Source organism: Gynurincola endophyticus (assembly GCF_003991195.1).
Taxonomy (GTDB): Bacteria; Bacteroidota; Bacteroidia; order Chitinophagales; family Chitinophagaceae; genus Gynurincola; species Gynurincola endophyticus.
The window spans coordinates 481,264-496,474 of sequence record NZ_RCWL01000001.1 but is presented as its reverse complement, the minus strand read 5'-3'; the positions used below and the strand labels follow the sequence as shown (position 1 = coordinate 496,474).

12 protein-coding genes and 1 pseudogene are annotated in these 15,211 nt (G+C 36.8%); 4 read left to right on the top strand and 9 right to left on the bottom strand.

Annotation, left to right across the window (positions count from 1 at the left end; genetic code table 11):
* Positions 1–4: 4 nt before the first annotated feature.
* From D9O48_RS02165 to D9O48_RS02155, 3 genes are all read left to right on the top strand, one after another.
* Entirely contained in the window at positions 5–349 is a 345-nt protein-coding gene (locus D9O48_RS02165) for a hypothetical protein (protein WP_126970123.1), read from the top strand.
* Between the two features lie 40 nt (positions 350–389).
* Positions 390–2,855 carry a TonB-dependent receptor gene (locus D9O48_RS02160; RefSeq protein WP_126970121.1) on the top strand — a complete coding sequence of 822 codons (2,466 nt, stop codon included), beginning with the start codon at positions 390–392 and terminating at the stop codon, positions 2,853–2,855.
* Between the two features lie 162 nt (positions 2,856–3,017).
* Positions 3,018–3,443, top strand: a complete 426-nt coding sequence (locus D9O48_RS02155) for a DUF2721 domain-containing protein (RefSeq protein WP_126970119.1) — start codon at positions 3,018–3,020, stop codon at positions 3,441–3,443.
* Between the two features lies 1 nt (position 3,444).
* Here D9O48_RS02155 and D9O48_RS02150 read toward each other — a convergent pair whose 3' ends face one another.
* The 6 genes from D9O48_RS02150 to D9O48_RS02125 all read right to left on the bottom strand — a co-directional run bounded on the left by D9O48_RS02150 (position 3,445) and on the right by D9O48_RS02125 (position 10,978).
* Entirely contained in the window at positions 3,445–3,882 is a 438-nt protein-coding gene (locus tag D9O48_RS02150) for a DUF983 domain-containing protein (protein ID WP_126970117.1), read from the bottom strand.
* 56 nt (positions 3,883–3,938) lie between these two features.
* Positions 3,939–5,723: an ABC transporter ATP-binding protein gene (locus D9O48_RS02145; RefSeq protein WP_126970115.1), complete on the bottom strand. Its 1,785-nt coding sequence runs from the start codon at positions 5,721–5,723 to the stop codon at positions 3,939–3,941.
* An 83-nt stretch (positions 5,724–5,806) separates the two neighbouring features.
* Positions 5,807–7,093 (bottom strand): O-antigen ligase family protein, encoded by a 1,287-nt coding sequence (locus tag D9O48_RS02140; RefSeq protein ID WP_126970113.1) that lies wholly within the window; start codon positions 7,091–7,093, stop codon positions 5,807–5,809.
* A 502-nt stretch (positions 7,094–7,595) separates the two neighbouring features.
* A complete protein-coding gene (locus D9O48_RS02135) occupies positions 7,596–8,684 on the bottom strand; it encodes a DUF1972 domain-containing protein (RefSeq protein WP_126970111.1) in 1,089 nt (362 codons plus the stop codon).
* A gap of 1 nt (position 8,685) precedes the next feature.
* Positions 8,686–9,759 carry a glycosyltransferase family 4 protein gene (locus D9O48_RS02130; RefSeq protein WP_126970109.1) on the bottom strand — a complete coding sequence of 358 codons (1,074 nt, stop codon included), beginning with the start codon at positions 9,757–9,759 and terminating at the stop codon, positions 8,686–8,688.
* Positions 9,737–10,978: a hypothetical protein gene (locus tag D9O48_RS02125; RefSeq protein ID WP_126970107.1), complete on the bottom strand. Its 1,242-nt coding sequence runs from the start codon at positions 10,976–10,978 to the stop codon at positions 9,737–9,739. Before D9O48_RS02125 ends, D9O48_RS02130 begins: the two co-directional genes overlap by 23 nt.
* Before the next feature lie 367 nt (positions 10,979–11,345).
* Between D9O48_RS02125 and D9O48_RS02120 the strand changes: the two genes are divergently transcribed.
* Positions 11,346–12,080 carry a sugar transferase gene (locus tag D9O48_RS02120; RefSeq protein WP_126970105.1) on the top strand — a complete coding sequence of 245 codons (735 nt, stop codon included), beginning with the start codon at positions 11,346–11,348 and terminating at the stop codon, positions 12,078–12,080.
* A gap of 102 nt (positions 12,081–12,182) precedes the next feature.
* Here the strand turns inward: D9O48_RS02120 and D9O48_RS19005 are convergent, their stop codons facing one another.
* The 3 genes and pseudogenes from D9O48_RS19005 to D9O48_RS02110 form a co-directional block, all read right to left on the bottom strand.
* Positions 12,183–12,512, bottom strand: a complete 330-nt coding sequence (locus D9O48_RS19005) for a magnesium chelatase subunit ChlI family protein (protein ID WP_262707371.1) — start codon at positions 12,510–12,512, stop codon at positions 12,183–12,185.
* Between the two features lie 12 nt (positions 12,513–12,524).
* Positions 12,525–13,703: pseudogene (locus D9O48_RS02115) on the bottom strand (YifB family Mg chelatase-like AAA ATPase); the annotation flags it as partial.
* A 192-nt stretch (positions 13,704–13,895) separates the two neighbouring features.
* Complete coding sequence (locus tag D9O48_RS02110; protein ID WP_126970103.1) at positions 13,896–15,209, bottom strand: MutS-related protein; 1,314 nt, start codon at positions 15,207–15,209, stop codon at positions 13,896–13,898.
* Positions 15,210–15,211 lie beyond the last annotated feature (2 nt).

Sequence of the window (15,211 nt, the reverse complement as noted above, 5' to 3'; positions counted from 1 at the left end):
TTTCATGATACGTTCCACGATCATAAAACCCTTTTTATCTGTTTTTGCCACCGCTGTATTTGTTTTCAGCTCGGTGCCGAAGATCGTATTTCATGAACTTTTCGCCGATCATCATTATAAGTCTTATTATCACATTCCGGATGCTCATCCGCATTATGATCCGCCATCAGCTTCCTGCGACTGTGTTTGTTCATGGTTCGATCAGTTATATGATAACAAACTGATTATTGGTGCAGCCCTGGCGGCACCTGTATTAGCAGCTGACTATTCAGAAAATTTATCTTCCCGGTTCACTATTCCTGAACAACTATACGGCTTGCGCGGTCCGCCGGTTACAAAACATACATAACCACTTATCGTATTCCCAATTTGTAACCCAATAGTATTCAATGAAACATATTTTCAGAATATGGTTTATAGCATTGTGCTATATACCTGTTTTTGCTTTCGCGCAATCTAAAAATGCAACAACCGTAAAAGGTAAAGTAATAGATGCCGCTACCCTAAAAGCACTTAGTGGTGCTACCGTTTATTTTCCAGATTTTAAAAGAGGAGCTGTAGCCGATGAAAGCGGCAGCTTTTCCATTTCAGGTGTACCGGTAGGAGATTACATTATAGAAATCAGTTATTACGGCTATAAAACATTAGTAGAAAAAATCAATACTGCTACTTATCAGGAAAAATCTTTTTCGCTGGTAACCTCTATTGTAGAACAGGAAAAAGTAGTAGTAACAGGTGTTTCTTCAGCAATGAGTGCTAAAAAAGCCCCCATTGCAGTTCAACTAATTAATAAACGTGAACTGTTAGGAAGCTCAGGTACCAACCTGATTGATGTGATTAGTAAAGTACCCGGTTTGCAACAAATATCCAGTGGCCCTGCTGTTTCCAAACCTGTTATCAGAGGCTTAGGTTTTAACAGAGTGGTAGTAGTGAATGATGGTATCCGTCAGGAAGGCCAGCAATGGGGCGAAGAACATGGTATTGAAATTGACGAATTCAGTGTTTCTAAAATTGAAGTACTGAAAGGACCGGCCTCATTAATGTACGGAAGCGATGCCCTGGCCGGAGTAATCAACATTATCAGTTTATCACCTGTACCGGAGGGTACCATCCGCGGTAATGTACTCGGAAGTTTTAATACCAATAATCTTCAAAGAGGCGGACACGTAAACATCGGCGGCAATTCCAATGGTTTTGTTTGGGGTGGATATGCTTCTTTAAAAGCGGCGGCTGATTATCGTAACCGATATGATGGCAGGGTTTTTAACTCTAAATTTAATGAGCAAAACTTTGGTGGATATATAGGATTACATAAAAACTGGGGATCCAGCCAACTCAATATCACTCACTTCGATCAAACGATCGGAATGGTGAGTGGAGAACGTGATAGCGCTACCGGAAAATTAATTATGTATGTACCGCACGGCGATCATACACATGAAGAGTTTCCTACCGAAAAAGATCATAACAGTACACAGCCGTTTATTCCGCGTCAAAGAATTCAACACTTGAAAGTAGGGTTAGAAAACAGCTTCCACCTCGGAGCCAACCGTTTGTCGCTCAACCTCGGCTATCAGAAGAATCACCGGAAAGAATTAGGAAATGTATTGAATCCAAGTGAAACCGAAATGGGATTTGACCTGCAAACTTTTAACTATAATCTCGCTTACCATATCAACACTTTAAAAGATTGGAAAACCAATGTAGGTGTAAACGGGATGTGGCAGTCAAATACCAATACCGGACATGAGATGATGATTCCTGATTACGATTTATTTGATGCAGGTGTATTTATTGTAACTCAAAAAACAATGAATAAAGTAACACTGAGCGGTGGTATCAGATACGACATCAGAAAAATTAACGCTAAAGCTTCAGAAGAAGAGCACCATGACGAAGAAGAAGAACATGATCATGATTTACAGTTTGAAGCATTTAAAAGAGATTTCAATAATATATCGGGAAGCGTCGGTTTTTCTTATGCGTTTCATCCGAAATGGAATCTTAAATTAAATGTAGCTAAAGGCTTCAGAGCACCCAGTTTAGCAGAACTGGCCAGTAACGGAGCTCACCATGGAACCAATCGTTTCGAATATGGCAATGCGCAGCTGAAATCAGAAAGCAGCTTTCAGATTGATGGAGGTGTTGGTTTTGACAACGACCACATTTCTATAGAAGCAAGCCTTTTCTACAATTATGTAAAAAATTATATTTATTACCAGCGCCTGCAATCTGTTAATGGAGGTGATTCTGTTATTGTAGCCGATAATGACCACGAAGACCACGACGGCCATTCACATGGCCATGCTCATGGTGATTTATATGCGTTTGAATTTGATCAGGCAAACGCCTTTCTGGTGGGAGGAGAAATCAAATTTGATATTCACCCGCATCCGCTTCACTGGTTACATATTGAAAATACATTCTCTTATGTAAGGGGAATGTTGACAGAGCGTCGCGATGGCAGCCGTAACCTTCCATTCATTCCTGGGCCACGCCTGATCAATGAAGTGCGCGCTACACTCATTGAAAAATCAAAAAATATTTCCAATCTGTATGTGAAAGTACAACTAGACAATACGTTTAAGCAAAATCATGCTTTTACCGGCTATAATACGGAAACAGTTACGCCGGCCTATAGTTTATTCAACATTGGAATAGGAACCGATGTAACCTGGAAAGGAAAAACAAGATTCTCTATCTATTTAGCAGGTAATAACCTGACAGATGTTGCCTATCAATCACATTTAAGCAGATTAAAATACACTGACGTTAATAATACCACCGGAAGAATGGGGGTATTCAATATGGGAAGAAATTTCAATGTTAAAGTAAACGTTCCGCTACAGTTTTAATGGGAAATGGAGAATTGAAAAATGGAAAACGTTAGCTTAATTCCTTATTTCCTTAATGGTTCAATACCAGAAATACAGGAAAATCTAAGTCTTACTCAACAATCCAACCGCTTTCAATTCTCCATTCTCAATTTTCAATTATTCTTATATTTGAATAAAAAAATGGAATTATCCATCTCTACCCCTGCTCTTCTTTTTCCTGCTATATCACTACTAATGCTGGCATATACGAATCGTTTTTTAGCATTAGCCTCTCTTATCAGAGGATTAAAAGACAAATACAGCGCCGGGCCTGAACAAAACTTAGTTGATCAGATAAAAAACCTTCGAACAAGAATTAAGTTGATTAAATCAATGCAGGCCTTCGGGGTAATCAGTTTTATTTTTTGCGTGATATGTATGTACTGCATCTTCAGAGGATGGGCAGTGGCAAGTTATTGGATATTTGCATTAAGTATACTAGCCTTTACTATCAGCCTGGTATTGAGTTTCATTGAAATAGCACTCAGCACCAAAGCGCTTGATTTAGTACTGAGTGATATTGAAAACTTAGAAGAGGAAAATATTTTTAGAAAACTTTTAAAGTAGTTTATTTAGCAGTACCGCTTACTTCATGTTGATGACGTTCGATCGCTCCCGGATCATACGATACAAAAAAGTGTATATAAATGCTTCTGCTGAGTCTCATAAACCATGGTTGCAGTACTACTAATAACAGTACGTTAATAATCAACCAATGTAAAAAACTCATACTATAAGCGGTGAACCCAACCAATGCAAACCAGGCTACTGCAGTGGCAATAGAAAAAGCAACGCATAAAGCATAACTCACATAACCTGTTCCGTAATAAAAACCTACCTCTAATTCAAATGGCTGACCACAGTTAGGACAGTGGTCATTCATATCAAAGACCTTCTTCAGGTTCCAGGGATTGCTACTTCTAAACATCTTTCCTTTTCTGCATTTCGGACATTTCATCCCAAACACACTTGTCAAAATACTTGGTTTTGAATTACTTGTAGCCATAACTATCAATTTATATAAGCAAAATTACTTAATTTTTGAAGTATAAAACGTATGATTTAAATCAGGTTTTTGCTTCTCTCTCCTATTTGTTGACGCCACATAGCGTAATAAAGCCCTTTTTCTTCCAGTAATTCCTCATGATTGCCCGTTTCTATGATTTTTCCCTGTTCCAGTACATAAATACGATCTACATGCATAATCGTTGACAGTCTGTGGGCTATAATTACGGTGATACGGGTGCGCTCTTTCACAATATCTTTAATCGTTGTGGTAATATCAAGTTCTGTAATGGAATCTAACGCTGAAGTAGCTTCATCAAAGAGCAAAATAGAAGGATTCCTCAACAAGGCACGGGCAATGGATAAACGTTGCTTTTCGCCGCCCGAAAGCTTTAATCCGCCTTCACCGATTTTTGATTCCAGACCGTCAGAAGCTTTGTTTAAAATAGACTGACAGGCGGCTTTTTCTAAAACCCTCATCAACTCTTCGTCTGTAGCTGACGGTTTTACAAACAAAAGATTTTCACGAATGGTTCCTGAAAACAATTGGGTGTCTTGAGATACAAAACCAATCTGGTTTCTAATAGAGTCAAGGGTAATCTTATGAAACGGAATCTCATTATAATAGATTTCGCCTTCTAATGGCGGATATAAACCAATCAACAATTTCATCATGGTTGACTTACCTGCACCAGATGGTCCTACAAATGCAATTGTTTCTCCACGCTTTAAGGTGAAATCAATATTATCGACCGCTTTCTGTTTTGCCGAGCGATGCTGAAAGCTCACTTTCTCAAAACGTAGCGTATCCAGGTGCTCTATATGTAAAGGAGTAATGGGATTTGCCTCTGGTTTTTTAGCCATCAGATCTTTAAAATTCTGAAGAGCAGCCTGCGATTCACGATACGATAATATAATATTCCCGATATCCTGTAAAGGACCAAACAAAAAAAATGAAAACACCTGCATCGTTACCAACTCACCGGCATCCAGTTGTTCGCGATATACCAACCAGAGCAGCAGAAATAAAATTCCTTGTCGTAAAGCATTCACAAAAGTTCCCTGCAAAAAACTAATAGAGCGGATATTCTTTACCTTTTTCAGTTCGAGTCCTAATATCTTGTAAGTATTGCTATTTAAACGATCAACTTCCTGACTGGTGAGACCTAAACTTTTTACCAGTTCAATATTCCGTAAAGATTCTGTGGTAGCTCCTGCCAGAATATTTGATTCGGTAACAATATTCTTCTGAATAGTTTTGATTTTTTTACTCAATATGCCTGATACCACCAACAAAACTGCAATACCGCCAAAATAAATAATCGGTAGCGACCAATGACGCTGATAAGCAAAAACGGCTACCATAATAATACCTACAAAGACGGGAAAAAGGATGTTGACAAAGTTGCTGATAAACTTTACGGTATCTTCACGAACATTTTTTAATACGCTGAGCGTTTCGCCGCTCCGTTGATCCTCAAATTCCTGATAGGGCAAACTCATCGCATGTTTTAATCCGTCTGTGAAGATTTTAGCTCCATATTTCTGAGTGATGATACTCATTACATAATCTTGAAAATTCTTGGCAAGACGAGCTCCCATGGCAACAGCAATTACCACCAGAATATAATACATCACTCCGGGATGTTCCTTATCCATTGAGTACAGAAAATCATGTTCTGTGAAGTTGCCTGAACCAGAACGGTAATCAGCTGCCAGATTCACTATTTTACCAAAAATGATCGGATCAATCAATGAAAAGATGATGCTCATCGAAGACAATAACAACACTATGACGATCAACCATTTATATGGTTTCAAATACGTAAATAAAAGCTTCATTCGAGATTGAAATTTAAGACCCGAAATTAACGTATTCGATTAACAGTAAGAATTAAGTTATTTGAACTTTACGGACTCTTCATTTAACCTTCCGATTCAGTTTTACTTTTCGGAGTAAAATGAGCAGATTGCAGCAATAGTGGTAAAAAAACAAATAAAACCATCCCGTACTGTCGCTCTAAAATAGTGTCGGTAAAAGAGAAAGTAATAAAAATTACTGCAAGGCAGAATAATAGCTTGTCTTTCTGTAAAACAGCCAATCGAACAATTGCAATATAAATAAGTAAAAGAAGCAACAGACCCAATATACCATATTCTAAAGTTGTTTGTAAAAACTGATTATGGGTGTCGTATAAATAGTAACCTGTTTTGCCGGTAGCCGTATTTTCTCCGTATAACTGTAAGGCATCATATTGTTCGTAAAGTGTCTTATTGGTTTCAGAAAAAGTGAGTCCAAACCACCACGCTTCTTTATTATTTAAAATCTCATAAGTATTACGCCATTGTAATAGTCTGAACTCTAAACCGTTCAGGTATTCGCCTTTGCCAATAACATCAGACTTTAACATGGTAAAATTCGTATCCAATAAGTCATGGAAACGGCTGCTGATAGAATTCTTGTAACTTAAACCAACAATAGCCACAACCAGCAATGAAGCCGGTATCCACCACCATCTTTTCCAATCATTCCGTTTCAAATAGATAGCGGGTAATAATAAGAAACTGATGACAATAACCATTTTAGAAGATAAAACAAATAGCAGCAGTAGCAAATAAAGAATGATACCCCACTTGATTTTTTTTAACCACTGAATGGAGTTGATAAAAGGTGTTTCTATCAGGAAAAACATCAGGGATATAAAAACAAAGATGGAATAAAATACTGCATGATGTTTTAATGGAGTTAAGAACTCATGATAAAAGAAATGAGAAGTATCCCCGGTTTTTGTCCAATACATTCCGGCAAAGATCAAACATATTATTGAGCTTACTAAAACAGCAAGAGTAGTAAAGAGTAAAACCAGCTGTCTTATATAAACTGATTTGAATGGTAATAAAGCAAAAGCAAAGGGTAAAATGAGCAAGCTTAATTTAGATTCAATATTTTTTAGTTCTAACGAGAAATTGGAGGTATGGATCAACGCCGACACAATAACAGCAAAGTACAGAAGGTAGGATAATTTAAAGAAATCAAGCTTTATGTTTTTTCGACTTCCCCATCCGACGACTAAACTAAAGGCAACGACCAGAATAATCGCCAGACTATTGATTTTCATCAAATTAAATACACAGCTCACTGGTATAGCAGCTAATAGGATAGCAGCTGTCATTTGCCATCTGTTACTCATTGTGTTTTTTAAATGTTGCATTCGAACCTGTGCCTTATTAAAAGTGTTGGTAGTCTTTTTTGTTCACCTTACTATCCGGGACATTGAATATTTCCTTCAAAGTCATTCATTATTTCACCCGGAAATCTATTACTATAAACTAATTGCAAGGTACAATATAAGCCATTGTAAACAAGGCTATCGAATATCCTAATTTACGTTCAGACGAATATTAACATTTACAACAGCATTTATAATAAATCTCATAAATGTATAAATAAAGATGTTGATTTTCCTAAAATCCTGACCGATTAACATACATATTTTTTTAAATTATTTATTAGACATTTGTACTGCACGCGTCTAAAAGCTGATGTATGTTTTTTTATAGATAGGGGATTGGGGTGTAGTCGATCGATATTTGACAAATATCAAAGTTCAGATAATATCCTTACAGTTATAAAATGTGATGATCGTATATCTTCAGAAATTACCACCGGCAAATCAACAGGAATAATCTCACTGAATAAAAAAAGTAAGAGTATTATCCTCTTACTTTTTTTATGAGATCATAATATTTTTTATTGATCAGATTCCAGTTAAACTCTTCGCTGATCTTTTTTTCATTCAGTTGTACCCATTGCCGGAAGTCAGCTTTTTCTTTACTCAGGTATAATTCTTTTACCTCATCAACTGTTGAAAAATAGAAAGCATTGTCACTCAAAACACCACGGTTGAATTCATTATTATGCGCACAGATCAATGTATGTGATGCCATTGCTTCCAATAAAGAAGGATTGGTACCTCCTACAGAATGGCCATGAAAATATAATCTTGAAAAATAGCGAAGGTTATTCAGTATATCAAGATTGTATATCCCCCCTACAAAGCGGATATGCGCATAAGCACTGAACTTATTTTTAAGATATTCACCAAAAGTATTTTCATGTTTTCCTATAACAAGAAAAGGTTCTTTAGATCCCGACAATACAACCCCGTCCAGAATCATTTCAAGATTATTTTCCGGCTCAAAGCGGGCAATCAGTAAACTGTATTTTTCAATTGCTACATTGTAGTTACTTAATACAGTATGATCAGGATTCTTAAAAACGTTGGCACCATAAGCAATATAAGTAGAATCTTTTTTATACTTTTCTTTCAGGTAAGATTGAATACCTAACGAGTCTGCCACGAGGTGGTGTGAATGTTTGGCACCTAATTTTTCAGCATACTTTAAAAAAGATTGTACTTTTTTAGAATACTTGGAGCGTTTCCATTCCAGGCCATCCATATTAGTTACAACAATTGCTTTACGCGGCATTAAGCGCCACCATATAGTACTACTGGTGTAGCCCAATTGAAGAATAACATCAAACTTTCTTTTTCTTGCATCAAGAATACAATTCAGATCATAGATAAACTGACCCGGAGTACCCAGTTTATCTTCCGGGTCTTTACAGGTAATAATATGAACTCTTTTAAAAGTTGATTTTTTATAGGGATGTAAAGAAGAATTATAAACATATACATCTTCGCCCAGTTCAGCCAGGTACACTGAAAAGAATTCAGCAAATTGTTCGAAGCCGCCGTGATAATTCGGAACGCCTCTGGTTCCTAAGATGGCAATTCTCATATTACTTCAGAAGGATTTTATTATATACTTCCAAGGTTACTTTAGCAGCAGCATCCCAGGTATATTCTTTTTCAATTAATGCTCTTAATGCCGATTGGTCAGCTACGGCAGCTTCTTTTACAGCATTGTAAATACTGTTCACGTCTCCCGGTTCACAATAGCTTGCCAGGTCTCTGAAATATGGTTTTGTATCACCCATAGCACTTACCACTACATTACATCCCATGGCAGAAGCTTCTAACGAGCTCAATCCGGTTGTTTCAAACCAACTGGGTAATACGTGTACTTGTGCAGAAGCCATCTCAGTTAATAAGTCACCGATACTCAGGCGTGCCACGAAGTGAACATTTTTTGCAGCAGCTGTTTGACAAGCTTCGTAATAGTCTTTATGATTGGTTGAAATAATACCAATCAGATACAATTCAAATTCGGTATTATTCAATGCTTTAATTAAGTTCAGCTGATTTTTGCGGGGTTCAATCCGCCCTACACATATCACCTTATTGCCGATTCTTTGTACATGCCGGTATTGGTCAAGGTTGAAAACTTCTTTTCTGATTCCGTTCGGCACCACTACATAATTACCTGCCTGAGGAAAATCTTTTTTAAACCGTTGATATTCCGAATCGGAGTTGGGTAATAAACATTTAGCATTCTTAAGAATTTCCTTAATAGCTGCTTTATGTCCTTTATACCAATAAGGCTTCCATTGAATACGTTCTCCGTTTACTATATCGCGTGCAACGGTTTTTACATACTCCATGCTGTTTTTACCCAGTATTCTTCCCATCATTCCTTTAATACCTTGTTCTCTGATGCTTGAATAATCAAGATAAATCGTAGAAACCACATAAGGTAACTTTGATTTTTCAATATGGTACATGATATCAGCCGGCCTGATGATATTAAAGAAATGGATTAAATCATATGCTGAGTAATCAATCTTTTCATTGGTAGTTTTAATCGTCACATCAATCCCCAAACGAATCAATGCTTTCGCTGTTTGTTCGATCTGAGTAGTATCGCCGCCTTTATTCGTAAATAAACTTGCTCTAGACAGGAAGAGTATTCTCATTTTTCTTTTTAATATTAATAAAGTCAAAATCTTTAAAATTCGGAACAAAGGCAAGTATCCAGATCATATATTCAGCGATGCTGAATATATAGCTGCCGGTAAACTGGTATATAAAGATGAATAGAAATAAGCTTAACCTAAAAGCATTCTTGTACACTTTCGTAGTAAAGAATAAAGTAAGTTGAACTAAAATTCTCAAAATTAACCCTAAATATCCAAAAATGGCGAAAGTTTCGGCAGCCGCATTAGGAATAGCCACTTCTTCAAACGTATATGGGTGCATATAGAACGAACGCCATAATTCAAGTCCTAACACTTTTATCTGCCCGAATCCGATCCCCCAAAACTTATTCTTCATTCCCAACAATACATCTGCCAAAAAGAAAGAGTCTGATGTTCGTCCGTTAAAAGATGTGTCTTTACCACTCAGCACATTGTTCAAACGGGTAACCAACATGCTATGCGGATATAGCTCGGTTACCAACCAGATTGCCCCGATTAATAAGGCAATGACACCGACACCTAACAAAGTAAACTTCTTCAGGCCGATTTTATTATATAAAAGCACGGTTAATACAATTGACAGTGCTATAATCAGTCCTCCGATTACACCCAACGAAAATGACAGAACCAGCAATACCATCAATATCAATACCGGGATGATATTTTTTTTCCACCAATCACTCATTACACTTGAGACAATGAAATAAGAGAAAACCGGTACTAACAACAATGAATAATATGACGCTTCGTAGGTGAGTAGTTTCAATCGTGAAACACCTTCTATACCCGAACTGATGCCTCTGATCCACCACCACTTGTGTGCATACTGTGGTGTTTGATAAGCGATTATAGCAAACACAAGAAACACTGCATTCCAGTACACCAGCCTTCGCATTACTTTATCCCAGGCCTGAAAGTCTTTTGCCCAATGGTACACAAACACACAGAATACAACAACCGTAAACATTAATACGGTAGACTTTACATAGTAGTATAGTTCGATGCCATTCGTGAGATGTTGAATAAAGAAAGGTAGTAGTGCTAAAGGGTACCAATAGATATACTTATATATATTTCTTTGGTATAAACTGTACATGAAAAGAGGAGTCAGTAAAGTAGTGTACAACAACCCATGAGGAAGGAACACAGTATTAAAGAAGAAATAAATTACAATCAAAAACCATTCTCTTTTCTTTAATTCTTCTGTTCCAAACATAATTACTCTAGTTAAAAATACGTGACAAATGGCAGGTTAACAATGTTGCTTTGGAAAAAAATTAGTTTTCCACATCAACGCGAATATAGTAACTTCGTTATATCAAACGAATTGCCATATTCTTTTTTGAGGCCATTTATTGTGTATTACGCTGAATATTTATTCCTTAAAATATAGTTAAATTCAACTTTCTTCATTATCTGAAGGTGATTTTAGATAACGAGGCATATAGTTTGTATTTTTTTTCAACGAAAAAATAAGTTTTAAGGAAAAGCAACGTTTAATAACCTTATAGGATCATAAGAGATATATCCCCTTCAGGATATTAATCATATAAACAGAAAAATATATTGAGGGAATCAATACTATGAACAAACTAAGAACTTCTACAGATAAGCAATATGTTAAAGTAATTGGTGAACAGGCGTCAAGTTATAAATCATACATTACTGAAAGAAAAGGATATTTTGCAACTAAAAGATTCGTTGACATATTCATTTCCTCATTGGTTTGTATTACTTTACTTTCCTGGATGATTCCTCTTTTAGGGCTCATTATCAAGCTTAGTTCAAAAGGCCCTGTTTTCTTTATTCAAAAGAGAGTAGGTTTTGCCGGCAAACCTTTCTACTGCCTCAAGTTCAGAACTATGGTGATCAATGCCGAAGCTGATTTTAAACAAGCCAGCCAGGAAGATCAACGCATTACAAAAATAGGTAAACTACTAAGAAACACTAACTTAGATGAGTTTCCACAGTTTATTAATGTATTGATGGGCGATATGAGTATAGTAGGCCCACGCCCACACATGCACGCAGATGCAGATAAATTTTCGGTAGTTATCCCACAATATAAAACACGCTATTTAGTAAAACCCGGTATCACAGGCCTCGCACAGGTAAAGGGATACAGAGGAATGGTAAATTGCTACGAAGATATTTTTCACAGATACCAGTTCGACGCTTTTTATATCAGAAATGCCAACTTCGGACTCGATTTAAGAATTATCCGGTTAACAGCCATTCAAACCATCATGATTATTGCTGACAAAGCAAAAGGTGGTTTGAGAAAGTCAAAACTTTCCCCTTCTTATAATAAGATATAACTTAATATATAATAAATACTTTCAAACCGGCTTTAAAGCCGGTTTTTGTTTATCTATTCAGCTCCAAATAACTAAGACACTAATAATCAGGTATTTACAAATCTAAATTTTGTCCAGACTCCTATAATGGATTGCTTCTGCAATATGTTCTGCTTTTATCTGGTCAGACTTTGCCAGATCGGCAATTGTTCTGCTTATTTTCAGAATTTTATCGTAAGCTCTACCAGAGAGATGTAGTTTTTCCATTGCTGTTTTTAGTAAACTTTCACCTGCTGAATCTACTTTACAGTATACTTGCAATTGTTTTTTTCTCATCTGTGAATTTGTTAAAAACAATTGATTATCAAATCTTTGCATTTGTAAATCTCTAGCTTGATATATTCTTTCCTGAATAATAACCGAAGCTTCTTCTTCTTTAGCATCCTGTAACATTTCCAATTTAACAGGCTCAACTTCAATATGAATATCAATCCGGTCGAGCAACGGCCCGGATAATTTGCTTAAATATTTCTGTATAGTTACCGATGAACAGGTACATTTTTTTTCAGGGTGAGTGAAATAGCCGCAAGGACAAGGATTCATACTTGCTACTAATATAAATTCTGCCGGATATTCCACACTCATTTTAGCTCTGGAGATCACCACCGATCCATCTTCCAAAGGTTGTCGCAGTACTTCTAATGCAGTTCTTTTAAATTCCGGTAATTCATCCAAAAACAATACACCGCGGTGAGCTAAAGAAATTTCTCCAGGCTGAGGAATGCTGCCTCCGCCTACTAAGGCAACATCAGAAACAGAATGGTGCGGTGCACGAAAAGGAGGTATTCAGATCATTTGCTGATTTAATGGTAGAATACCCGCGATGGAATGAATCTTTGTAATTTCAATAGCTTCTTTCAGGTTCAAGGAAGGTAAAATGGTGGGCAATCTTTTAGCCATCATTGTTTTACCCGCCCCCGGAGGTCCAATCATCAGTATATTATGTGCACCTGCTGCGGCAACTTCCAGCGCCCTTTTAACCAGCGTCTGCCCTTTTACATCACGAAAATCATCCTTCCATTCATTAGAAAAACTTCTTTGTAAGCTGGCCGGATCTGCTTTGAACACCGGTTCTCCTTTTTCGATAAAGGCTACCACTTCCTTTAAACTTGCTGCTCCCAAAACATCTATAGATGCTATTACAGAAGCTTCTCCTACATTTGCCTTAGGCAGAAGAATGCCTTTAAAACCCAGATCGGCTGCCATGATCGACATCGCCAAACTACCTTTGATAGGTTGAATGCTGCCATCCAGATTTAATTCACCCATCATTACATATTCACTTAATACACTGCAGTTTTTAATCTGACCAGATGCCCCCAGTATACCGATAGCAATGGGCAAATCAAATGCTGCACCCGTCTTTTTAATATCGGCGGGAGATAGATTAATGACCAGTTTTCGCCGTGGCATTTTAAAACCCATTTCTTTGATGGCACTTTCTACGCGTTGCAATGATTCTTTAACTGCGTTATCAGGTAAACCGACTATATAATACTTTACGCCGGGCAACTCATTTACTTCGATCACTATTTGCACTGCATTTACCCCATAGATAGCACTTCCGAACGTTTTTACCAGCATAGTAACTTTTAGTATATATACGGGAATACTTTATGTGTGGATTTTAAAATATAAACTTTATGATTTCAAGGGAAGAAAATAAATATACTATAGTAAGAATGTGTATGAAATACAAGATGCCTATTCTAATAAGATACGGTTTTATATTGAAAAATCAAAATTACCGGGTAAAAAAAACCGGGTAATACCGGCTTAAATATTGTTCAACAAATCCACTACTCCTTCCCTGTTAAGAATAAGATAGCCCAACCTGTCTTTAGAGACCCCTTCTTTCAATTTATAACTGAATTCAAGTTGTTCTCCATTTATATTTGTTTCAAAATATCTGAATGATATATTATCATATTCCTTTAGCTCATTCGCAATTTCATAAAGGTGGGTAGATAAAATGAATAATGACTGATCTATTTTTACCAGTCCTTTTATAACGGTAGTGGAGCAACGAACCGCATCTTCTACATTCGTTCCTTTAAATAGTTCGTCAATTAATACCAGCCATTTATTTCCTGACATTACTTTCGTAATGGTATTCTTAATGCGTTGTACTTCATTAAAGAAATAGCTTTCGCCTTTAAAAATATTATCCAGCACATTGATGTTGCTCAGCAATCCGTTGAATACAGACATTTTTGCACTTGCTGCCGGAATTCCCATACCGAGATGGGCCAGATAAACAGAAATTCCGACCGCGCGGATAAAAGTGCTTTTGCCGGCCATATTCGCACCGGTTAAAAATATAAAATTACTTTTCTGATTCAGGTTAACATTGTAACTAACGGGATTATCTAACAGAATATGAAAAAGACCTTCTACTTCTAATTCAGGCTTATCGCTTTCGATAAACTCTGGTAACACCAGTTGATAATGTTCCTGTGCTTTGGCCATGGAATACCATGCATCAAATTTGCCGAAGATGGCAATCAGCTGAAAGATATCGGCACGTGCTTCTTCCTTAAAAAACTTGCCGAAATAGGTATTGTCAGTTATTGATAACTTCTGGTCTTCATTTACTTTAAATACTTCCACAAAAGCAGGCTTTCTGAGAATACTTTCAGCCAATGCTATATAATGTGCAGCCGGATGCGGAAGGTCTGATTGTTTAGCCATTGCAATCAACTGATACATTCCTTTCACAAATCTGATGAAATGCTCTACAGAAAATCGCAGAATAGCATAATCGGCACTATTGAAAAGTCTATAATTGTAAGAGCTGACAACTGATCCTCGTGGAATAGAGTCAAGATTTGATTCGTAAAATTTTACCAGTACCATCAGGGTACCATTCGAGATTTGCGTAGGCCAGTCGGCCATTAACCGGCTCATTTTCCGTACAATGTTTTGTACCTGTGTTATTTCTTTGATATCCTTCAGGGGCGTTTTAAAGAATTTCAATAATTGTTCGCGCCCCTCCACCGTATTGGTAAAATTCAGTTTACTAAATACAGAGTATTCATCTTCACCTTGAAAAATGGATAAATCTTTATAAGTAGTAACATCTATCAGCATAT

What these genes read in the sequence shown, in the direction of transcription:
- D9O48_RS02125 (WP_126970107.1), bottom strand. Translation starts at nt 10,978, where the DNA reads ATGTTTGGAACAGAAGAATTAAAGAAAAGAGAATGGTTTTTGATTGTA.
- D9O48_RS02165 (WP_126970123.1), top strand. Translation starts at nt 5, where the DNA reads ATGATACGTTCCACGATCATAAAACCCTTTTTATCTGTTTTTGCCACC.
- D9O48_RS02120 (WP_126970105.1), top strand. Translation starts at nt 11,346, where the DNA reads ATGAACAAACTAAGAACTTCTACAGATAAGCAATATGTTAAAGTAATT.
- D9O48_RS02155 (WP_126970119.1), top strand. Translation starts at nt 3,018, where the DNA reads ATGGAATTATCCATCTCTACCCCTGCTCTTCTTTTTCCTGCTATATCA.
- D9O48_RS02150 (WP_126970117.1), bottom strand. Translation starts at nt 3,882, where the DNA reads ATGGCTACAAGTAATTCAAAACCAAGTATTTTGACAAGTGTGTTTGGG.
- D9O48_RS02110 (WP_126970103.1), bottom strand. Translation starts at nt 15,209, where the DNA reads ATGCTGATAGATGTTACTACTTATAAAGATTTATCCATTTTTCAAGGT.
- D9O48_RS02140 (WP_126970113.1), bottom strand. Translation starts at nt 7,093, where the DNA reads ATGCAACATTTAAAAAACACAATGAGTAACAGATGGCAAATGACAGCT.
- D9O48_RS19005 (WP_262707371.1), bottom strand. Translation starts at nt 12,512, where the DNA reads ATGTTACAGGATGCTAAAGAAGAAGAAGCTTCGGTTATTATTCAGGAA.
- D9O48_RS02160 (WP_126970121.1), top strand. Translation starts at nt 390, where the DNA reads ATGAAACATATTTTCAGAATATGGTTTATAGCATTGTGCTATATACCT.
- D9O48_RS02145 (WP_126970115.1), bottom strand. Translation starts at nt 5,723, where the DNA reads ATGAAGCTTTTATTTACGTATTTGAAACCATATAAATGGTTGATCGTC.
- D9O48_RS02135 (WP_126970111.1), bottom strand. Translation starts at nt 8,684, where the DNA reads ATGAGAATTGCCATCTTAGGAACCAGAGGCGTTCCGAATTATCACGGC.
- D9O48_RS02130 (WP_126970109.1), bottom strand. Translation starts at nt 9,759, where the DNA reads ATGAGAATACTCTTCCTGTCTAGAGCAAGTTTATTTACGAATAAAGGC.